We start from the raw sequence: 21,088 nt of genomic DNA, 5'->3' as shown, positions 1-21,088 counted from the left end.
GCCGTGCTGATCCAGATCATCCTGGTGGTGGCCGTCGTGGCCGTGCTGTTCCTGTTCGTCCGGAGCAGCGGCGCGGTCTACGTGCAGGCCAGCAAGCGCATCGCGCTCGTGCTGTTCGCGATCGCCAACATCTACGCCGTCATGCGGCCCGACGACCTCACCGCGGTCGCGCGCGTGCTCGGCGTCGGCCGCGGCACCGACCTCGTGCTCTACGCGCTGGTCGTGGCGTTCATGGCCGGCATGTTCAGCTTCTACCAGCGCTTCCGCGTCGTCGACCGGCGCTACACCGAGCTGGCGCGCACCGTCGCCATCCGCGAGGCGGAGCTGGTCAACCGCGAGCGGGGGATCGTGCCGGAGCCGGTCGTCTCCACCGGGGACGGCGGCGCGCTGCCGACCGTCGAGCGGTGATCGTCGACGTCATGCTGCCCCACTACGGGCGGCTCGACCTCGTGCAGGACACCGTCCGCAGCGTCCTCGCCCAGGACGACCCGCAGTGGCGGCTCACGATCGTCGACGACTCGGGGGACCTGCCCGACCAGGGGCTCGCCGCCTGGTGCGAGGGCCTGGGCGAGCCGCGCGTCCGGTACCTGCGCAACGAGCGCAACCTGGGGATCAACCGCAACTTCCAGCGCTGCGTCGACCTCGTCGAGCACGAGCTGGCCGTCGTCATCGGCATGGACGACCTGATGCTGCCGGGCCACGTCGGCACCGTCCGCCGCGCCCACGCCGCGCACCCGGACGTCGCCATGGTGCAGCCGGGGGTCGAGGTCGTCGACGGGGACGGCGTGCCGACCCGCACGCTCGTCGACGTCTCCAAGCGCTGGGTCTACGCCCCGCGGGTCACCGCGCCGACCGTGCTCGCCGGCGAGGAGCTCGCGGCGAGCCTGCTGCGCGGCAACTGGCTCTACTTCCCGTCGATCTGCTGGCGGTCCGGGCCGCTCAAGCGCACCGGCTTCCGCCCCGGCCTGTCGGTGGTGCAGGACCTCGCGCTCGTGCTGGACCTGGTGCTGGCCGGCGAGTCGCTGCTGGTCGAGCCGACGACGTGCTTCCGCTACCGCCGCCACGGCGGGTCGGTCTCCTCGGCGCACGCCGTCGACGGCCGCCGCTTCGCCGAGGAGCGCGGCTTCTTCCTCGACTCCGCCGACCGGATGGCGGCCCGCGGCTGGCCGCGCGCGGCGCGCGCCGCGCGCCGGCACACGTCCTCGCGGCTCAACGCGCTGGTCCGGCTGCCGGTGGCCCTGCGCAGCGGGCAGCGCGACGGGATGCGCGCCCTCGCGCGGCACGCCTTCGGCGGTCGCTGACCCGTCGGGGAGGATGGCGGGCGTGACACAGGTGGCAGAGCGCCCGGACGTCGTGGCCGTCGAGCCCGGACCCGCCACCCGGGTCGGCCGGGCGGGCCGGGCCGTCGCCGTCGGCGTGCCTACGCTGCTCGTCGGGCTGCACGCCCTGCTGTACGGCCGCTGGATCGTCGACGACGCCGCCATCACCTTCGCCTACGCCCGCTCGATCACGACCGGGGCCGGGCCGGTGCTGCAGCCCGGCGCCGAGGTGGTGGAGGGGTACTCCAACCCGGCCTGGCTGGCACTGCTGGCGGTCGGCCGGCTCGTCGGGCTGTTCGACCGCGGCGCGTGGTTCGGCGTCCCCGACCACGTCGCGTTCCCGAAGCTGCTGGCGCTGGTGCTGGTGGCGGGCGTGTTCGCGTGCTTCCTGGCCGTCACCTCCGTGCTCTGCCGTCGCCCCGTGGCCGTCGCGGTCGTCGCCGGCGCCGTCACGGCGGCCGTGCCGTCGTTCGTCGTCTGGACGATGTCGGGGCTGGAGAACTCCCTGCTCGCGCTGTGCGCCGTCGCGATCGCAGCCGTGCTGGTGCGGGCCACGGCCGCCGGTGGGCTGCCGGACGTCCGCTCCGCCGTCGGGTGCGGGCTGCTCGCGGCGGTCGCGGCGCTGACGCGGCCCGACGGCCTGGTCTACGCGGTGGCGCTGCCGCTGACGGTGCTGCTCCTGCTGCGCCGCGCCGAGCTCGGCCGCGCCGTGCGCGTCGTGCTGGCCGGGACCGTGGCATTCGCCGTGCCTGCCGGCGCCTACCTCGCCTGGCGGCTCGTCACGTTCGGCGAGTGGCTGCCGAACACGGCGCTCGCGAAGTCGCAGGGCCTGCCCGGCCCCGCCGAGCTCGCCCGACCCGGGGAGATCGTGTCCTACGTCGGGTGGCTGGCCGCGGTGCTCGGTGCCGTCGTGGTCGGCGTGGCGGTGCTGCGGCCCTCGCCGACGCGTCGGGGGCTGGTCGTGCTGCTGGTCCCGCTCGCCCTCGCCGTCGCGGCCTTCGGCGTCCTGGAGGGCGACTGGATGGGGCAGCTCCGGTTCGCCACGCCGGTGTGGCCGCTGGGTGCGCTGGCCGTGGGCGTCGCGGCGGCCGAGGTGCTGCCCGGCCTGCCGGTCCGCGGCCGGGTGGTCGTGGCCGTCCTCGCCGCGGCGGCCGTGGTCCCGACCGGCGCCGCGTTCGTCGACGGGGTGCGCTCCGTCCGCGCCGCCCCGACCGCTCCGCTGTGCGTGGTCGCGCAGAACACGGGGGTGGCGTTCACCGGCTACTCCGCCGTGCTCGGCGGCGGCGACCACGTCCTGCTCGCGCCGGACATCGGCGGGGCCGCGCTGGTCGGCGGGCTGCCGATCGTGGACCTGGTGGGGCTGGCCGACTCCCGCATCGCGCGGTACTGGGCGGCGGGCGACACCGCCGGCCTGCGCGACCACGTCGTCGACGAGGTCCGCCCGACGTTCATCACGATCAACCCGGACTGGGCGCGGCTCACCGGCCTGGCCGACGACCCGCGGATCGCCGCCGACTACGTCGAGATCGGCACGAGCCCGTCGGGGGTGACCGACCTGGTCCGGCTCGACGCACTGGGCCCCGGTGACCTGGAGGCGCTCCGCGCGTACCGGGCCAGCACCGCGCTGCCCGCCGACCTGGCGGTGCGGAGCGCGCCGCGCGGCTCGTGCGGGGACGTGCTGACCGCGCCGGGCCGGTAGCCCGCCCGCGGCGCCGTCACCCGTCGGCCGGTGAGCCCGCCGCCGGGTCGCAGGCGGGCACCCGGTACAGGGCGTTGCCGAACCGGTCGGACGCCAGGAGCTCGAAGCCGCTGCGCGGGTCCGGGCTCGCCAGGCCCGGGTACTCCAGGCTGCGCGCGTCGCCCGGCCAGAAGTCGGCGTTGCCGACCAGGAGGTAGCGCACGTCCGAGCGCGTGACGACGGCGCAGGTCGCCGGATCGGCCTGCACGTCGTCGAGGTGGCGCCCGATGAGGTCCTGGTCGGCCGTCCAGTCGCCGGTGAGGTGCGGGAACAGCACCTCGCGGCCGGTGAGCGCCCAGAGCAGGGCGCTGCCCGTCCACGGGTTCTGCGCCACCACCGCGTCGGGCGGGACGATCGCGGCGACCCGGTCGTAGAAGGCGCGCTCGGCCGGGTCGACGAGCTCGGACCGGCCGGCGGGGACGGCGAGGTAGGAGTCGTCGACGAAGGAGGCGTGCGTGCGGGCGTACATGCCGCCCGAGCCGACGAGCACCGCGACGGTGGCCAGGGCGGTGAGTCCATCGGTGCCGATCCGGGACAGGCCGGGCAGGCGGCCCAGCAGGGCCCCGACGGCGAGCAGCCCGACGACGGCGAGCGGGACCCCGGTGACCGGGATCATCGCGGCGAGCCGGTACGAGTCGTTGTACCAGAACGCCGTGATGGCGGCGGTCAGCGGCGACTCGGAGGAGGCGGCCAGCACGTAGAGGGTCGCCGAGGCCAGGTGGGCGGGCACCAGCCAGCGGTACCCGGGCCGCCACAGCGCGGCGACCAGGCCGACGAGCACCACGACCGACACGACCCACGCCGGGCCCTTGCTGTTGGTGGCGCCGAGCGCGGTCTCGCGGACGGCGTCGAGCGGCGTCACGAACGCCGGCCAGTCGAAGGACCGGACGTCGTCGAAGACCGGTGAGGTGAGGAGCCACCCGACGACCGCGGTGACCACCGCGACCGCGGCCAGCCCGGCCGGCACCGCCACCGCCCACCGCCCCGCCCGGAGCATCCGGCCGAGCATCCGCGCGAACGACCAGCCGACCGGGAACGCGCCGATCACCGCGAGGCTGAACACCGTGCTCGGGTGGCCGAGGGCCAGGCCGGCGAGCAGGACCGGCAGCAGGACGACCGCGCGCGCCCGGGTGAGGGGACCGACCGCCTCGCGCCCGACCGCGGCGACGACCACGGCGAGCACGGCGGGCACCAGGCTCATGCCGACGAGGTTGGGCCACAGCACGCCGAAGCTGAGCAGCGACCACGGGAACGCGATGAACCCGGTGGCCAGCACCGGAGCCGCGGCCACCGCGGCCCACGACGGACCGGCGACGACGCGGACCAGCGCGGTGCAGCTCAGCGGCCACACGACCGCGGCCATCACCCCGGCCACGGCGTTGGAGGCGACCGGGACCGAGGCGCCCGCGGTGAGGACGACGAGCGAGACCAGGTCGTGCCAGGCCGCCGGGTAGAAGGCTGCGACGGCGCCCGGCGATGTCAGTGTGCCGAGCGTCAGCGACGACGCGTCGCCCTCGGCGACGATCCGGGCGACGGCGCTGTAGTGGAACACGGCGTCGTAGGTCTGGGAGAGCGCCGTCGGCAGGCTCATGCCGTCGACCACCGTGAACGCCCCGACCAGCGCGGCGACGGCGAGCCCCGCGATCGCGGCCAGCGTGACGGGGGTGCCGTCCCGGGCGGGCGGCGGGGGCGCGGGCGCGTCCCGCCTGAGCCGCAGCCGGGCGCGCCCCCACCGGGCGGCGGCGAGGAGCAGGGCGAGCGCGAGGGCCGGGACGAGTGCGACGAGGGGCGACCACGGCAGCGCGGCGGCCGACGCGACGACGGCGCCGACCGCGACCGTCGCCACCGACACGGCGGGCGCGGTGCCCCAGGCGAGGACGCCCCGCAGCCCGAGGGCCGTCGTGACGAGCAGCCCGGGGAGCACGCACCAGGCCACCGCGACCAGCGCGGCCGGCAGTGCCGGGAGCCACGCCGCGAGGAGCTCAGCCATCAACCGGCTCGTCGCGTGCCAGCAGCTCGGCGGGGGTGGCGGCGCAGCCGGTGCCGTAGTCGGGGCAGGTCCCGTCCGGCTGGCGCACGAGCTGCGCGACGTAGGCGAGCAGCGCCGTGGACCCGTCGTCGCGGGGCAGGTACCGGTCGGCGAGCGAGGACCCCATCGAGAGGGCGAGCAGCAGCGCGGCGGCGAGGACGCCGAGCGTCACGGGCGTGCCGGACGGCAGGGTGACCCGCTGCAGCGCGTACCGGACCGCCAGGACCGACAGCACGAGCAGGCAGAACAGGATCTCGGCCGAGGTGCGCGGGTAGAGCTGCACCGTCTGGGTCTCGTACATCTGCGCGGCGAAGAAGAACCGCAGGACCCAGGCCCCGGCCATCAGCAGCGCCGCGGTCAGCACCGCGGTCCGCCGTCCGCCCAGCGCGATCGCGGCCCCGAGCCCGAGCACGAGCAGCAGGGTGAACACGCCGACGCCCGCGAGCTCGCCCGGCGGCGGCCACGGGCCGACGTCACCGGCGAGGTCGTTGCGCCACATCGCGATGTAGGCCGGCTCGACGAAGGTGTCGAAGTAGAAGTAGCGGTCCTGCACGCTCCCCGCGGCCGACAGCAGCCCGACCAGGTGGGGGAGCGCGACGACGACCAGCGCGGCCAGCGCCAGGCCCACCATCGCGAGCCCGCGCAGCGCGGCCGCGCGCCAGGGGAGGAGCACCCCGACCGCGACGACCGCGCCGGGCGCCGACCACAGGAACCACCCCGAGTAGACGAGGAACAGCACCCCGAGCGCCGCGCCCGTGCCGAGCCCGACCAGCGCGATCCGGCCCCAGGACAGGTCGGCCGCCCGGCGCAGGCTCGACAGGAAGGCGATCGTCACCGGCACGAGCACGACCAGCACGACCGTCGTGTAGGGCTTGTACGGCTCCAGCAGCGGGAAGCCCGCCACGAGGGTGACCACGAGCGCCCATCCGGCCGGCAGCACCAGACGCCAGGCCAGGTAGGCGAGCGGCCCGAAGACCGCGGTGCCGACGACCTGCGCGGCCCGCAGCGCCTCGGCCGCGGAGGCGCCGGTCAGGTCGGCCGACAGCGCGAGCAGGTGCAGGACCGCGGGCGGGTAGTCGGCGGGCACCCCGCGGCCGGCCAGGATGTCGTCGGTCCACCGGATGAGCTGGCCGGAGTCGCCCCAGTTGGCGAACAGCGGCCAGTCCGTGCCGCGCAGCGCCAGCAGGATCCCGCCGGCCACCAGCCCGGTCGCCAGTCCGGCCACCGCGGCGAACGCGCAGCGGTGGACGACCGCGCGGGCGCCCTCACCGGCCCGCGCGACCGCCGCGCACACCGCGACCACGGCCAGCCCCACGAGCACGAACCGCAGGTCGAGCGCGGCCAGGCCGCTGACCTGACCGATGCGGTCGAGCGGGTCGACGACGATCGACCGGCTCAGCTGCACGGCGAGCGCGGCGGCGCCGAACGCCGTGGCGATCTCCGCGGCCGCGGCCAGGGCCGGTGCGGGCCGGGGCCGGGAGCGGGCAGGCGGGGGCGCCGGAGCCGGCGTCGGTGCCCACCCCTGATCGTTCCGCTCGGCGGCGCGGCTCCCTGTCATCGAGGCGCAACCCTAGCCGCGTCCCTCCGGGGTCGGACGCGCCGCTACCGTGGACTCCGTGAGCTATGCGGACTACGACCTCGTGATCGTCGGCTCGGGCTTCTTCGGCCTGACCATCGCGGAGCGGGTGGCCAGCGAGCTGGACAAGCGCGTCCTGGTGCTCGAGCGGCGTTCCCACCTGGGCGGCAACGCCTACTCCGAGCGCGAGCCGGAGACCGGCATCGAGGTCCACCGCTACGGCGCGCACCTCTTCCACACCTCCAACGCGCGGGTGTGGGAGTACTGCAACCGCTTCACCGCGTTCACCGGCTACCAGCACCGTGTCTTCGCGAAGGTCGCCGACCAGGTCTACGCGTTCCCGATGAACCTGGCGCTGATCAACCAGTTCTTCGGCCGCTCCTACTCGCCCTCCGAGGCGCGCGCGCTCATCGCCGAGCAGGCGGGCGAGATCGACACCAAGGACGCGAAGAACCTGGAGGAGAAGGGCATCTCGCTGGTCGGGCGCCCGCTCTACGAGGCCTTCGTCAAGGGCTACACCGCCAAGCAGTGGCAGACCGACCCGACGCAGCTCGACGCGTCGATCATCTCCCGGCTCCCGGTGCGCTACACGTTCGACAACCGCTACTTCAACGACACGTTCGAGGGCCTGCCCGTCGACGGGTACACCGCGTGGCTGGAGCGGATGGCGGACCACCCGAACATCGAGGTGCGCACCGAGGTCGACTACTTCGACGTCCGCGACCAGATCCCGACCGGCACCCCGACGGTCTACACGGGCCCGCTCGACGCCTACTTCGGCAACTCGGAGGGCGCCCTGTCGTGGCGCACGCTCGACTTCGAGCAGGAGATCGTCGACACGCCCGACTTCCAGGGCGCGCCGGTGATCAACTACAACGACGAGGACGTCCCCTTCACCCGGATCCTCGAGTTCCGGCACTTCCACCCGGAGCGGGCCTACAGCACCGACAAGACGGTCATCGTCCGCGAGTTCTCGCGCTTCGCGGAGCCCGGTGACGAGCCGTACTACCCGGTCAACACGCCCGACGACCGCGCCAAGCTGCTCCGCTACCGCGAGCTCGCCCGCAAGGAGACGGCCAACGCCAACGTGCTGTTCGGCGGCCGCCTGGGCACCTACCAGTACCTCGACATGCACATGGCCATCGGCTCGGCGCTGAGCATGTTCGACAACCGCATCGCCCCGTACTTCACCGACGGCCGTGCGCTGGCCGGCACGGAGAATGTCGAGGACTGACCCCGCTCAGCGGACCCGGTGGTCGTGGCGCCCGGTCCGGTAGCGGTGCCCGGTCGGGGTGGTCCATTCCAGGGCGCGGTCGGGTCGGAGTTCGGTCTGCCAGCCGGGTTGTTCCTTGAGGTCGTGGTGGGCGGGGCAGAGGGCGACGAGGTTGTCCTCGCCGGTGGTCCCGCCGGGGTCCCAGGGGACGACGTGGTCGAGTTCGCAGGTGGCGGCGGGGCGTCGGCAGCCGGGGGCGCGGCAGGTGATGTCGCGGGCGCGGACGTGGTCGGCGAGGGCGGCGGGGGGCCGGTAGGTGGTGCGCCCGTACTCGAGCACCGTTCCGGTGAGGGGGTCGCTGACCAGGCGCCGCCACACGGCGTCGGCGGCGACCTCCCGGGCCAGTAGCGCGGGGATCGGGCCGTACCCGACGAGCTCGCACGGTGCGTCGTCGAAGCCGGTGAGCGTGGAGTGCGGGACCAGCACGGTGATGAGTGGCTTCCCCGGTGTCACCGGCACGACAGCGACCGTGTCAGCGGCGGCGGCGGGGTCGCGCAGGACCAGGCGTCCGGTGAGGACGGCGGCGAGCAGGTCCGCCCGGCGCTGGTCCAACGTCCGCGGGTCGTCGGCGCCGAGACCCCGGGCGAGCCGGGTCAGCCACGCGTAGGACGACGCGGCGTCCGGGGCGGTCAGCCGGGCCCACAAGGTCGCCATCCCGTCCTCACCCGCGAACACGTCCACCCGCCGCTCCACGCGAGCGGACCGGTGCCGAGCGGCAGCACCGTCCGGGTCGAGCGCGAGGATCGCCCGCCGCAGGGCGGCGTCGAGCTGCGCCCAGGTCTGCCCCGGCGCAGCGGGCAGCACCCGATCCTGGACGGCGGCGGCGAGCGTGTCGTCGAGCAGGGCGAGCCGGTCACACACCAGCCGTGCACGCGACCAGCACAAGCGCCCGCCCTCCAACAGATCACGGGTAGGGCGGAGCACGCCGGAGAGCCGCCGGGCCTGAGCCAACCGCACCTGCGCAGTCCCTCGGGACACGGTGAGCGCCATCCCGATCTCGTCGGAGGCCCACTCCCGCAACGGCACGGCAGCGCTGACGGCGCGCACAGAGCCGTCCCCGGAACGTCCCTGGAACTCGGCGAGAACAGCGGCCTGCCGGGCAGCCGCCCAGGCGGCGAGACGCTCGAACCCGACAGCGGCGTCCACGAGCTCGGTGTCAGAGAGAACACCCAGCGACTCGGTGGCGAACTCCAGCTCGAGCCCGAACAGTCCGGAGGGCGCGGTGTTGCCCAGCGTCTGCTCGGGGGGCAGGTCGAGCACCTCGCTGTCGAACATGTGTTCGATCTTACCACTCTGATCAGCGATAATCCACACTGGACCGCGGGCTTCGATGGCCGCGGCAGCACTGCCCGGACGACACCGGCCGCAGTGCGCACAGGACCCCGCCGCTACCCTCTGAGGAAGAAGAAGGCAACCGACGAGCAAGGACTGATCGCCCCAACATGACCCAGACCGTCGAGAAGGCAGCCACCATGGACGCCCCCACCGTCGCGAACGGCCTGCTCCAACGGGTCATCCTCCCCCGCTCGGGCGACCCCATGAGCGTCCGCTCGCTCTACCTCGACGAGCGCACGGGTCTGCGCCTCACGACCCCGCCGCCCCTCCCGGGCGCCCCGCTGCGCGAGGTCAGCCTCGTCGGCACCGCGGCCACGTCGCGCCGCCTGCGGGTCGTCTCCCGCACCTCGGCGCTCGTGCCGGAGCAGAGCGAGGTGTCGTTCGGGGCGTACTTCAACGCCTTCGCCGCCGGCTACTGGCGCCACTGGTCGAGCCTGACGGAGGTGCACCTCCGCCTGGAGCTCCGGGGCGCCGGCCGTGTCGACGTCTACCGCACCAAGGCCGACGGCTCGCAGATCTTCGTCGGCGGCGAGGTCGTCGACGGCCACCACGACCTCGACATGGCGCTCGACCTCCGCCCCTTCGAGGACGGCGGCTGGTACTGGTTCGACCTCACCACCGACTCCGGCGAGCTGACGCTGGAGTCCGGCGGCTGGTACGCCGCGGAGGAGTCGCCGGTCCGCGCGGCCGTCACGATCGGGATGCCGACCTTCAACCGGCCGGCCGACTGCGTCGCCACCCTGAACGCGATCGCGGAGGACCCCGCCGTCCTCGACGCCGTGGTGGCCGTGATCATCCCCGACCAGGGCACGAAGAAGGTCCGCGACGAGGCCGGCTTCGACGCCGTCGCCGCGAAGCTCGGCGACACGCTCCGGATCATCGACCAGCCCAACCTCGGCGGCTCCGGCGGCTACGCCCGGATCATGTACGAGGCGCTCGGCAGCACCGACTGCGAGCAGATCCTCTTCATGGACGACGACATCCTGCTCGAGCCCGACTCCGTGCTCCGCGCCGTCGCCTTCTCGCGCTACAGCCGCGAGCCGATGCTGGTCGGCGGGCAGATGCTCTCGCTGCAGGCGCGCTCGCAGCTCTCCACGATGGGCGAGGTCGTCGACCGCAACGCCTTCCTGTGGCGCAACGCCCCGGGCACCGAGCCGCACCACGACCTGGCCGAGCGCACGCTGCGCCAGACGCCGTGGCTGCACCGGCGCACCGACGTCGACTACAACGCCTGGTGGATGTGCCTGATCCCGCGGTCGGTCGCCGAGGACCTGGGCCTGCCGCTGCCGCTGTTCATCAAGTGGGACGACGCCGAGTACGGGCTGCGGGCCCGCGGCAAGGGCTACCGCACGGCGACCGTGCCGGGCATCGCCATCTGGCACATGTCGTTCCTGGAGAAGGACGACACGAGCGACTGGCAGGCCTACTTCCACTACCGCAACCGGTTCGTCGCGGCCGCGCTGCACGGGCCCGACAACCCGCGCGCGCTGCTCGTCGACACCCTCAAGCGCTCCCTGCGCCACCTGATGCTCATGGAGTACTCGGCGATGGCGCTGCAGGAGATGGCGCTGCGCGACTTCCTCGCCGGCCCCGAGCAGCTGTTCCCGAAGCTGCCCGTCGTGCTGGGCGAGATCCGGGCCAAGCGGGCCGAGTTCGACGACGGCCGCCCGCTCGACTCGGCCACCCAGGTGCCGCTCTCCGAGCTCGACGCGCTGGCCGCCCAGGCGTTCCCGGAGCCGCCGACGAAGAAGCTGGCGATCGTCAAGGGCCTGGCGCAGAGCGTGCTGCACAACCTGCGGCCCGTGGACCCGGCGCACGCGGTCGTGCCGCAGCGCAACGTGCCGTCGAAGCAGGCGCAGTGGTTCGTCCTCTCGCGCCTCGACTCGGCCACCGTGTCGACCCCTGACGGCCGCGGCGTCACGTTCCGCCGCCGCGACCCGGCGCTGTTCAAGGCGATGATGAAGCAGTCGGTCGCGCAGCTGCGCGAGGTGGCGCGGGTGTGGCCGGAGCTGCGGCAGCGCTACCGGGACGCCGTTCCCGAGCTCACCGGCCGCGAGGGCTGGAAGCGCATCTTCGACGCCTGACGGGCAACCGCGGCGGCGGCCGGTGTCACTGCACCGAGCCGTCGTCGGCGGCCCGCCACTGGGCGAACGGGCGGTCCAGCGTCCAGCCGTCGGCGCCGCGGGTCAGGACGCGGTCCTCGCAGCAGGCCGGGTTCGACAGCGACTCGAACAGCGACACCGACCAGCCCATCGCCCGCCGCGCCAGCAGCCGCATCGTGAGCCCGTGCGTCACGAGCAGCAGCGCGTCGACGCCGGGCGGGCGCAGGTCGAGCTCGCCGAGGAACGCCGCGATGCGGTCGTCGACGTCGGCCCCGGACTCGCCGTGGGCGAGCCGGTAGAAGAAGTGGCCGTAGGCGTGGCGCTCGGCCTCCTGGCGCCGCTGGCCGTCGTCGTCCTGCAGGTTGCCCCAGTCCTGCTCGCGCAGGCGCGGCTCCTGCACCGTGGCGACGGGGTCGAGCCCGAACAGCGCGAGGCTGTGCAGCGTGCGCCGGTACGGGCTCACGACGACCCCGTACGGGCCGTCGCCGAGCAGGCCGCGCAGCCGCGGGCCCGCCTCCCGGGCCTGCCGCTCACCCGCCGGCGTCAGCGGCAGGGCGTGGTCCGGGATCCGCGTGTACGCCGACTTGTCGACGTTGCCGAGGCACTCCGCATGCCGGACCAGCACCAGGCGCATCAGCCCTCGTCGACCCCGTACAGCCGCGCCCAGTTCGCGCGGCTGGTGAGCCCGGGCTGCGCGTCGCGGTAGCGCTGCGCCACGCCGGGGCCCTCGGACACCACGCGCCGCACGACCTGCGCCCCCCGCTTCGCGAGCTCGAGCGCGCGGGCCCGGTCGCGGGTGCGGATGCGGTACCCCGTCTCGCCCATGTCGGCGACGACGGCGCGGCGGAACGTCGAGACGTGCCACCAGTGCGCGTCACCGGCCGGGACGAAGCCCGTGGCGTGCGGGGCGCGGTCGGTGAGGAGGAAGGCGAGCCGCTTGGCCCAGGTCAGCGGCTCGTTGCCGGGCTTGCCCGCGTCGCGCACGACCTGCGCCTCGCGGAAGTCGGGCACCTGGCTCGGCAGCTCGGACATCGGGTGCACGACCGTCTCCGGGTAGGCCGCGCGGATCCGGCGGATCTCCGCGGCCGCGGCGGCGGACCCGTCGCGCAGGATCTCCGGGCCGTCCAGGAAGTCCTCGACGGCCTGCAGCAGCGTCGCGGCGAGGCCGTAGTGCATCGACACGAGGTAGGTCGACAGGAGCAGGCCGATGCGGCGCGTGATCCGCTTCGTCGAGAACCCGGTGTGCAGCGCGGCGGTGATGAGGCCGTTGCGGAAGTTGAAGTACCGGTGCCACTCGTCCCAGTCCTTCCACCCGAAGTCGGCGTGCCAGACGCCGGCGCCGGGCAGGGCGACGGTGGGGAAGCCGTGGGCGCGGGCGCGGTAGCCGAACTCGATGTCGTCCCACTGGAAGAACAGCGGCAGCGGGTAGCCGATCGCGCGCACGATCCCGGCGGGGATCAGGCAGGACCACCAGCCGTTGTACTCGGTGTCGACGCGGCGCTCCTGGTTGATCGGGAGGTCGTGCTCGTCGAGGCCGAGCAGGTACGCCTCCTGGAGCGCGCCGGTGACGGGCAGGCCGACGCGGAGGTCCTCGGGGTCGGCGTACTCGGCGGAGATGTGCAGGTGCCCGGGGTGCAGCAGGTTGAGCATCTGCCCGCCGACGATCGTCGGGTGCCGCGTGCTGGCCGCGAACGCGGTGAGCCGGACCATGATCTCGGGCTCGAGCAGCACGTCGTCGTCCATCAGCAGGACGTCGGAGTGGCCCTCCGGGGCTCCGGCGGTGGCGTCGAACAGGCCGCGGGTGAACCCGCCCGCGCCGCCGAGGTTGGGCTGGCGGACGTAGCGCAGCCGCTCGCCCAGCGCGGCCGACACCTCGACGAACCGCTCGCGCGACTCCAGCGGGTCGGTGCCCTGGTCGACGACCTGCACGCGCCCGACGACGGCGAGCGCCCCGGGGTCGTCGGCCATCGCCGTCAGCGTGTTCAGGCAGTCGTCGACGCGGTTGAACGTGCAGATCACGACGTCCGTGGGCGGCACGGGACGGGTCGTCGGCACCGTCCAGCGCACCTGCGACACCGCGAGCTCACCGGTCTCGGTGGTCATCTCCAGCCACATGCCGCCGCCGTCGAGGAAGCGGTCGATCGGGCCGGTGAGCCGCACCGGCTCGGCGTCGGCGCCGTCGGCCTCGTGGGCGTCGACGATGCGCCACACCTTGTTGGTGTCCGACGCCAGCAGCCGGACCCGCCCGGTGCCGCTGACGACCAGGTCGACCTCGACGGCGGGCACGTCGGTCCAGCGCTGCCAGTAGGTGGCGTGGAACCGGCCGAAGTAGGTGTTGGTGGACACCAGGCTGCCCGGGCCGAGCTCGACGCCACTGCGCCGGCGGCGGGCCGTGCCGCGCTCGACGCGCGAGTAGAGGTCCTCCGGCACCCGCGGGGAGGGGCCGAAGAACAGGCCGCGCTGCGCGACGATCCGCCCGGCGTCCGGACCGGACGGGGCGGACGCGACAGCGCTGTCGATGGTGTCCGGGGTGGTGAGCATGGGGAAGGGTCGACCTCCGGTCGGGCTCGTGACGTGCCCTCCCATTGTGTCAGCCGACCGGATCGAGCCCGGGCACCCGCGCCCGTCCGGTGCGGGCCCAGCCGGGCACCGTCTCGGACGTGACGACCGGCACCGACCTGACCAGCGGCTCCGCCGGATCCCACCGGACGACCCGCGCGGCGTCGCGCAGCGGGTCGCCGTCGAGGTAGGTCGCCATCGACCGCTCGGTGACGAGCAGCCGCGGTGCGGCGAAGGGTCCGCCGAAGCGGGGGGAGTAGGTGATCGCCCCGGAGTCGTCCTCGGCGGGCGGGGCGACCCGCCACGTCGCGAGGCCGGCGGCGCCGTCCCGGACCGGCTCGGGCGCCAGGCACGGGAACAGGAACGCGACCGGCCAGTCGAGGACCGCGGTGCTCCCGGCCGGGAGCAGGTCGGTCATGCGGGTCAGGCGGGGGGCCCGGGGCAGCGTCACCAGGGCGGCCTGACCGGTCGTGGCGCCGGCGATGACGAGCCGCACGGACTCCGCCCCGGCCGGGGCGAGCTCGCGCACGTCGCCGGCGGCGGTGGTCAGGGGGCGCACGTCGACGACCCCGCCCGCGGCGTCGCCGAACTCCATCCGGAGCACGTCCCCGGGCCGCAGCACCCCCGACGTCGTGACGACGACGGGCAGCGCGCCGTCGCGCTGCGCCGGGTCGAGGGCGAACCAGGCGGTCGTCGACGACCCCGCCACGGCGACCCCCCGCACGCGCGCGCCGCCGACATCGACGGTCCGTTCCCCCCGGACGGGCGGCGCGGTGCGCGCGCGCAGCAGCCCCGCGGCCGGGTCGGTCTCGACCGACAGGCGCTCCTGCAGCCCGCACGGGGCACCCCGCAGGGTCGACACGGCGTCGGAGGCGAGCGTGTAGCTGTCGCGCTCCTCGACGGCCGTGCGCGCGAGGCTCAGCACCTGCAGCGCGAGCACCGCCACCAGCACGACCGCCAGCACCGGCACGGGCCCGGGCACCCGCTCCGGCACGTCCGGCTCGGCCCGGTCCGCCGCCCGCGCCCCGATGACGCGGACGGCGAGCACCGCGACGACGGCCAGCCCGGCCACCACCAGCAGCGTCGCCACGGCCGTCCCCGCGACCTGCGGCGGCAGCGTCGAGAAGGTCGGGGCGAACCAGCCCGAGGCGTAGGGCCAGGCGTTGTAGCCGGCGAGCACCAGCGACCCGACGGCGACGGCGGCGGCCAGCGCCGCGGTGAACGCGCGGGGGCGTCCTCGCAGCGGGGCGCTCCGCCAGGCCACGGCCCCCGCGACCAGCACCGCCGCCCCGACGCCGCCGAGGTCGCCGAAGTGCTGCGTCCACTTCGTCGGGGTGGCGGTCAGGACCGCGAGCGCGAGCAGCACCGACACGGCGAGCCGGGACGCGGGGCCGGTGGCGAGCCCGGTCCGGCCGCGGCGCAGCGCCACCAGGACGCCGACGGCGGCCAGCACCGTCACCAGCACGGCCGCGCGCCGCCCGATCGCGCCCTGGAACGAGTCGGGCTGCAGCAGCAGCGCGTAGCGCTCGTACTCCTGGTACCACTCCACGCCGCCGCCGATGAGCTGCCGCACCCGCGTGGCCTCCAGCACCGCGGCCAGGCTCTGGTCGGACACCATGAGCAGCACCGCCGACGCCGGCGCGGCCAGCCCGGCGAGGGCCAGCGGCCACCGGTGGGCCGCGGGTCGGGCGCGCACCAGGCGCGCGAGCGGCACCGCGGCCGCGAGGAACGGGGTGAACGCGACGAGCCCGCCCGGGGTCAGCGCCGTCGTGGCGCCGGCGAGCACCAGGCCGAGGGCCACCGGCAGCAGCCGCCGGGTCGCGACCGCCCGCTCGACGGCGAGCAGCACGCCCAGCAGCCCCAGCGCGACCCACGGCTCCGGCCGCAGCCCCAGCTGGTAGGGCACCCACCACGTGCCGAACGCGAGCGCGGCGAGCCACGGCCGCTGCGCCGCGGGTCCCAGCCGCGGCAGCAGCGACCGCGAGAGCAGCAGCCACGTGACGAGCCCCAGCAGGGTCGCGGGCAGGCGCATCCACAGCGTCGAGGCGGAGACGAGCGACCACAGGTGGGTCAGGTCGTAGAACCAGCTGAACGGGGCCTCGGGCGCGTTCAGCCAGCGGTAGACGTTGCCCACGAACCCGTTGCTGCCGCGGCTGCGCACGATGCCGCTGATGTAGCCGTCGTCGACGGTGATCGCCCCGACCACCCACCACGCCCCGAGCAGCGCGGCCACCGCGGCGTCGACCGGGCGGGGGAGCCACCACCGGCGCGGCAGCAGCCGGACCCGCGAGGGCCCGTCGAGCCTCGCCAGCGCGCCGAGCATCCCGAGCAGCGCCAGCACGCCGACCGCGGCGATCCCGGCCTTGAGCGGAGAGATCGTCGTCTCGAAGCGGGTGTCGGCGGTCAGGGCGAGCGCGACCCCGCGGTCGGTGTCGGAGAACGCCCCGGCGACGGCGGGGCGCAGGTCGCCGTCGCGGGTCAGGACCGGTGCCCCGTCGACGAGCACCTCGGTGCGGTCCGGGTCGGAGGTCAGCACGATCGCGCACGGACCGGCGGGCAGCGCCACCGGGCCGAGGTCGCGGCCCGCGCTCACGACCGACAGCCGCCCCTCGGCCGCGGTCAGCCGCAGCCCGTCCAGCGGCTCCGCGCCCGGGTCCGGCCGCAGCGGCACGGTCGAGAGCAGCACCCCACCGGTGCGGGCCGCGTCACAGCCCGTCGTGACGGTCAGCGCGACCGGCTCGTAGGGCATCAGCGGGATCGCGGCCGGGCCCTCGGCCGCCGACCAGGCGTACTCGGCGCGCGCCTGCTGCACCGGGGCGAGCGGGAAGGCCACGGCCGCGACCAGCGCCACCAGCGCGAGGACGAGGACGGCGCGCGCCGTCCGGTGGTCGACGGGGGAGTGCGGCGCCTGCGGAGCCGACCGCGCGGGCGAGAGCACCGCGCCACCCTAGGACGCCCGCGCAGGCGCGCCGACGGCCGCCCGCTCGACCCACCACCCGGCCCTGCGGACCCGCCGGGGACGATGGACGCGTCCGACCAGCCCGAGCCGAACGAGGTGGCGACCATCAGCGCGACCGTCGAGGTGCAGCCCGCCGGGCCGCCCCCGTCCGCACCGCCCCTGCGCCGGACGACGACCTGGACCGCCGTGGGCTACGCCGCGGTGCTGGCCGGCTTCGCCGCGATGGTCTGGCACCGCCGCTGGATGAGCGACGACGGGCTGATCGTGCTGCGGACGGTCCGCCAGCTGCTGGCCGGAGCCGGCCCGGTGTTCAACCAGGGCGAGCGCGTCGAGGCCAACACCTCGACGCTGTGGACCTACCTGCTCGCGCTGCCCGGGCTGACCGGCGCCTCGCTGAACTGGTCGGCCGTGGTGCTGGGGCTCGTGTGCTCGGTGGCCGGGGTGGGGCTCGCCCTCGACGCGGCCCGGCGGCTGTTCGCGAGCGAGCGGTGGATGGTGCCGTTCGGGGCGCTGGTGGTGGTCGCGCTGCCGCCGTTCTGGGACTTCGGCACCTCCGGGCTCGAGACGGGCCTGATCGTGGGCTGGCTGGGGCTCACCTGGTGGCTGCTCGTGCGGCGGCTGGAGGCGCACCGGGCGGGGGGTGGCGGGCGCGCGTGGCCGGTCGCGCTCGTGCTCGGCCTGGCCCCGCTCGTGCGTCCCGACCTCGCGCTGTTCGGGCTGGCCGTCGCCGTGGCGCTCGTCGTGCTGGAGCGCCGTCGCGGGTGGCGCGGGATCGCCGCGCTGGCGGCCGTCGCGGCGGCCCTGCCGCTGGCCTACGAGGTGTTCCGGGCGGGCTACTACGGGCTGCTCGTGCCGGGCACGGCGCTGGCGAAGGAGGCGAGCACGTCGCGCTGGCGGCAGGGCTACCACTACCTGCGCGACCTGACCGACACCTACTGGCTCGCCGTTCCCGTGCTGCTCGGCCTCGTCGCGGCGGTGCTGCTGGTGCTCCGCGCGCGCCGCTCGACGGCGACGACGGCGGCGACGACTACGACAGCGACGGCGACCGCCACGGCCGTCGTCGTCGCCGTGCCGTGGGTGTCGTCGGCGCTGCTCGCCGCGTACGTGACGCGGGTGGGCGGCGACTTCATGCACGGCCGGATGCTGCTCCCGGCCCTGTTCTGCCTGGTGCTGCCGCTGGCGGCCGTGCCGTTCAGCCGGCGCACCGCGGTGCCCGTCCTCGGGATGGTGGCGTGGGCGGCCGTCTCGTTCCTCGCGCTGCGCCCGGCCTACGACACCCTCGGCCCGAACTGGATCGCCAACGAGCGCCTCTACTACGTCGTGATCGTCGACCGGCCGAACCCGGTCGTGGCCGAGGACTTCGTCGACCACCCCGTCGCGCCGGAGGGGGTCGCCGCGCTCGCGGGGGCGCCCGGGCCCTCGCTGGCGCTGCCCGGCCCCGGTCCCGACGGGCTGCGCTGGTGGCTGTTCCCGACGCCGGACCGGCCCGACACCATCACCTGGCTCAACCTCGGGGTCACCGGGGAGCTCGCGCCGCTGGACGCCCGGGTGCTCGACGGGGTCGGCCTGACCCACCCGCTGGCCACGCACGCCACGTCGGTGCCCGACGGCCGGATCGGGCACGACAAGGACCTCCCGCCGGAGTGGTTCGTCGCCGACTCCGGCACGACGGAGACCGGGTTCGTCGACCCGGCCGGCATCGAGGCCGCCCGCGCCGCGCTCGCCTGCCCGGCCACGCAGGAGCTGCTCGCGTCCTACCGGGACCCCCTGACGCTCGACCGGTTCGTGCGCAACCTCACCGGCGCGGTGGAGCGCACGGCCTACCGCTACGACCGCGACCCCCGCGTCGCGGCGGAGTGCCTCCCGGCCGACTGACGGGGCATCATCGGGGCATGACCCTCCCCCTCGCTCCCGACGAGCTCCTCACCACCACCCGCTCGGTCCGCAAGCGCCTCGACCTCGACCGCCCCGTGCCGCTGGACCTGGTCCGGGAGAGCCTGGAGGTCGCGCTGCAGGCCCCCACCGGGAGCAACGCGCAGGGGTGGCACTGGATGGTCGTCACCGACCCGGAGCTGCGGGCGGGCATCGGGGAGCACTACGCGAAGGCGTTCGACGCCTACCGCAACTCGCCCGTCTACGCCTCGCGCGCGGGCACCGGGCACACGGAGGAGCGGCAGGCCGTGCAGGAGCGGGTCACTTCCTCGGCCGAGTACCTCGCGGAGGTGATGGGCCGCGTCCCCGTCCACGTCATCGCCTGCATCGCGGCGGGCGAGGAGCTGCCGCAGGGCAACCAGGCCGGGCTGTGGGGGTCGCTGCTGCCCGCGGCGTGGAGCTTCCAGATCGCCGCGCGGGCCCGCGGCCTCGGCAGCGCCTGGACGACGCTGCACCTGCGCTACGAGAAGGAGGTCGCCGCGCTGCTCGGGATCCCCGCGCACGTGCGCCAGGGCGTGCTGCTCCCGACGGCCTACTTCACGGGCGAGACGTTCCGCCCCGCGCCGCGGGAGCCGCTCGACCGGGTGCTGCACCTCGATCGGTGGTAGCCCACCGTGACCAGCGGCGGCGGCGCCGGGTCCGTCCCGACCGGAGGACGGTCACCCGGTCGCCGCAACCCGTTGTGAGCGGACAGTGACCAAGAGCGCCATCCAGGTACGGTCCGGGTGTCACCCGCAACGCTGGTCCGAATGCCCCAGTTACTGCCACCGTGACGATCGCAGCCCCGCGGACCACCCCATCCGGCACTCAAGCCGCCTCCTCCGGTGAGATCCGGGGGCTGACGGGCCTCCGCATCGTCGCGGCCGTGTGGGTCGTGGCGTTCCACTTCCACTTCACCGCCATGAGCGGCGTGACGGAGGTGGTCGGCGTGCTGGGGCCGCTCATCACCTCGGGGGCCCTGGGCGTCGACCTGTTCTTCGTCCTGAGCGGGTTCGTCATCGCCCACACGTACCTCGCGTCGATGGGGCCGGCACTGCACGTCGGCACCACCGCGCGGTTCGTGTGGGCCCGCTTCTGCCGGATGTGGCCGGTGTACGCGCTGGTCTTCCACCTGTTCGGCCTCTGGCTGCTGGCCCGGCTCGTGCTCGGCTCGGACGGCGTCATCGCCTTCCAGGGCGTGCAGCCGATCGTCAGCGTCGGGCAGTGGGTGCAGCAGCTGCTGATGGTGCAGATGTGGAACAACAAGTTCCTCGACGGCGCGTCCTGGGTCGGCCCGACCTGGTCGATCAGCGCCGAGTGGCTCGCCTACCTGCTGTTCCCGGTGGCCGCGCTGGTGTTCTTCCGGCTGCGCAACCTGCCGCTGCTCGTCCTGGGCGCCGGGGCGGTGGCCCTGATGCTGCCGATCGCCTCGGCCTACGCCACAGCGGGCGACCCGTACTACGAGTGGAGCTGGGCCGTCCGCATCCTCTGCGGCTTCGGCGCCGGCGTGCTGGTGCACCTCGTGGTGCGGCGGCTGCCGCGGACCGAGCCGGTCCGGCGGGTCGCGTCGACGACGGCCTGGCTGCTGCCGCTGCTGATGGCCGTCGGCCTCTACTGCGGGCAGTTCGTGGCGCCGGGCTTCGGCGGCGTCGTCATCGTCGGGTTCCCGGTGCTGGTGGGCGCGCTGGCGCTGGCCGACCGCGGCCCCGCGATGGTCCTGAGCCGGCCGACGCTCGTCCAGGGCGGCAAGGTCTCCTACAGCCTCTACCTCGTGCACATCCCGATGTTCGAGATCCTGTGGCTGGCCCAGGCCTACGTGCCGGCGCTGCGCGGCGGGATCCTCGGGCACCTGGTGGCGCTCGCGGTGATCGTCGCGACCTACCCGGTGGCGGCCGCCGCGTTCCGCTGGGTCGAGGAGCCCGCCCGCCGGCGGCTGCGGCGGATCGGTGCCCCGCGCCGGACCGTCCCGTCGACGGTCGAGGCGTTCCGCGCGGCCCGCGAGTCGGCCGGGATCCCGGACGCCCGCAGCCACGGCGACTCCCGCGGCCACCGCGACGCCCACACCGACCCCGGCTACGTCCCGCCCGCCCCGCGCCACGCCGCCGGCCCCACCCGCCAGCCCACGCTGGCCGCCGCGCTGGTCTCCGCCCAGCGCCGCAGGCCGACCCACCGCGCCGACACCTGGGGCGCGTTCGAGCGCACCGGCCAGGTGCGCGCCACGATCCTGCACGCGGGGAGCGAGTAGGGCACGTCCCGAGTTGCAGGAAAGCCACGTTCACGCAACGCC

The 21,088-nt window shown here is 75.0% G+C and carries 14 protein-coding genes; 8 read left to right on the top strand and 6 right to left on the bottom strand.

Annotation, left to right across the window (positions count from 1 at the left end; all coding sequences use genetic code 11):
• Window positions 1-3 precede the first annotated feature (3 nt).
• From HOP40_RS07270 to HOP40_RS07260, 3 genes are read left to right on the top strand one after another with little or no spacing between them, the layout of a single operon-like run.
• Complete coding sequence (locus HOP40_RS07270; RefSeq protein WP_172155916.1) at window positions 4-408, top strand: DUF2304 domain-containing protein; 405 nt, start codon at window positions 4-6, stop codon at window positions 406-408.
• Window positions 405-1,301, top strand: coding sequence for a glycosyltransferase family 2 protein (locus HOP40_RS07265; RefSeq protein ID WP_172155914.1), 897 nt, complete (start codon window positions 405-407; stop codon window positions 1,299-1,301). Before HOP40_RS07270 ends, HOP40_RS07265 begins: the two co-directional genes overlap by 4 nt.
• Before the next feature lie 22 nt (window positions 1,302-1,323).
• Window positions 1,324-3,018, top strand: a complete 1,695-nt coding sequence (locus tag HOP40_RS07260) for a hypothetical protein (protein WP_172155912.1) — start codon at window positions 1,324-1,326, stop codon at window positions 3,016-3,018.
• 16 nt (window positions 3,019-3,034) lie between these two features.
• Here the strand turns inward: HOP40_RS07260 and HOP40_RS07255 are convergent, their stop codons facing one another.
• Window positions 3,035-5,047 carry a DUF6541 family protein gene (locus tag HOP40_RS07255; protein ID WP_172155910.1) on the bottom strand — a complete coding sequence of 671 codons (2,013 nt, stop codon included), beginning with the start codon at window positions 5,045-5,047 and terminating at the stop codon, window positions 3,035-3,037.
• Window positions 5,040-6,644, bottom strand: coding sequence for a hypothetical protein (locus tag HOP40_RS07250; protein WP_172155908.1), 1,605 nt, complete (start codon window positions 6,642-6,644; stop codon window positions 5,040-5,042). Before HOP40_RS07250 ends, HOP40_RS07255 begins: the two co-directional genes overlap by 8 nt.
• A 49-nt stretch (window positions 6,645-6,693) precedes the next feature.
• On the opposite strand from HOP40_RS07250, the gene glf reads away from it, so the two are divergent.
• Entirely contained in the window at window positions 6,694-7,896 is a 1,203-nt protein-coding gene (gene glf, locus HOP40_RS07245) for a UDP-galactopyranose mutase (protein WP_172155906.1), read from the top strand.
• Between the two features lie 6 nt (window positions 7,897-7,902).
• Here glf and HOP40_RS07240 read toward each other — a convergent pair whose 3' ends face one another.
• Window positions 7,903-9,210: an HNH endonuclease signature motif containing protein gene (locus HOP40_RS07240; RefSeq protein ID WP_172155904.1), complete on the bottom strand. Its 1,308-nt coding sequence runs from the start codon at window positions 9,208-9,210 to the stop codon at window positions 7,903-7,905.
• Between the two features lie 167 nt (window positions 9,211-9,377).
• Here HOP40_RS07240 and HOP40_RS07235 point away from each other — a divergent pair, with 167 nt between their 5' ends.
• Complete coding sequence (locus HOP40_RS07235) at window positions 9,378-11,354, top strand: glycosyltransferase (protein ID WP_240157561.1); 1,977 nt, start codon at window positions 9,378-9,380, stop codon at window positions 11,352-11,354.
• Between the two features lie 25 nt (window positions 11,355-11,379).
• On the opposite strand, the gene HOP40_RS07230 is transcribed toward HOP40_RS07235, so the two are convergent.
• From HOP40_RS07230 to HOP40_RS07220, 3 genes are read right to left on the bottom strand one after another with little or no spacing between them, the layout of a single operon-like run.
• Entirely contained in the window at window positions 11,380-12,006 is a 627-nt protein-coding gene (locus HOP40_RS07230; RefSeq protein ID WP_172155902.1) for a histidine phosphatase family protein, read from the bottom strand.
• Window positions 12,006-13,913 (bottom strand): glycosyltransferase, encoded by a 1,908-nt coding sequence (locus tag HOP40_RS07225; RefSeq protein WP_172155900.1) that lies wholly within the window; start codon window positions 13,911-13,913, stop codon window positions 12,006-12,008. Before HOP40_RS07225 ends, HOP40_RS07230 begins: the two co-directional genes overlap by 1 nt.
• Window positions 13,914-13,962: 49 nt before the next feature.
• Window positions 13,963-16,869: an arabinosyltransferase domain-containing protein gene (locus HOP40_RS07220; RefSeq protein ID WP_172155887.1), complete on the bottom strand. Its 2,907-nt coding sequence runs from the start codon at window positions 16,867-16,869 to the stop codon at window positions 13,963-13,965.
• A gap of 84 nt (window positions 16,870-16,953) precedes the next feature.
• Here HOP40_RS07220 and HOP40_RS07215 point away from each other — a divergent pair, with 84 nt between their 5' ends.
• The 3 genes from HOP40_RS07215 (at window position 16,954) to HOP40_RS07205 (ending at window position 21,046) form a co-directional block, all read left to right on the top strand.
• On the top strand, window positions 16,954-18,765 hold the full coding sequence (locus HOP40_RS07215) for an arabinofuranosyltransferase AftB family protein (RefSeq protein ID WP_240157560.1): 1,812 nt from the start codon (window positions 16,954-16,956) through the stop codon (window positions 18,763-18,765).
• Between the two features lie 17 nt (window positions 18,766-18,782).
• A complete protein-coding gene (locus HOP40_RS07210; protein WP_172155885.1) occupies window positions 18,783-19,430 on the top strand; it encodes a nitroreductase family protein in 648 nt (215 codons plus the stop codon).
• Between the two features lie 161 nt (window positions 19,431-19,591).
• Window positions 19,592-21,046 (top strand): acyltransferase family protein, encoded by a 1,455-nt coding sequence (locus HOP40_RS07205; RefSeq protein WP_275691342.1) that lies wholly within the window; start codon window positions 19,592-19,594, stop codon window positions 21,044-21,046.
• Window positions 21,047-21,088: the final 42 nt, after the last annotated feature.

This window comes from Pseudonocardia broussonetiae (assembly GCF_013155125.1).
In the GTDB taxonomy this organism is placed as follows: Bacteria; Actinomycetota; Actinomycetes; order Mycobacteriales; family Pseudonocardiaceae; genus Pseudonocardia; species Pseudonocardia broussonetiae.
This window is presented reverse-complemented; position numbering and strand designations above follow the sequence as displayed.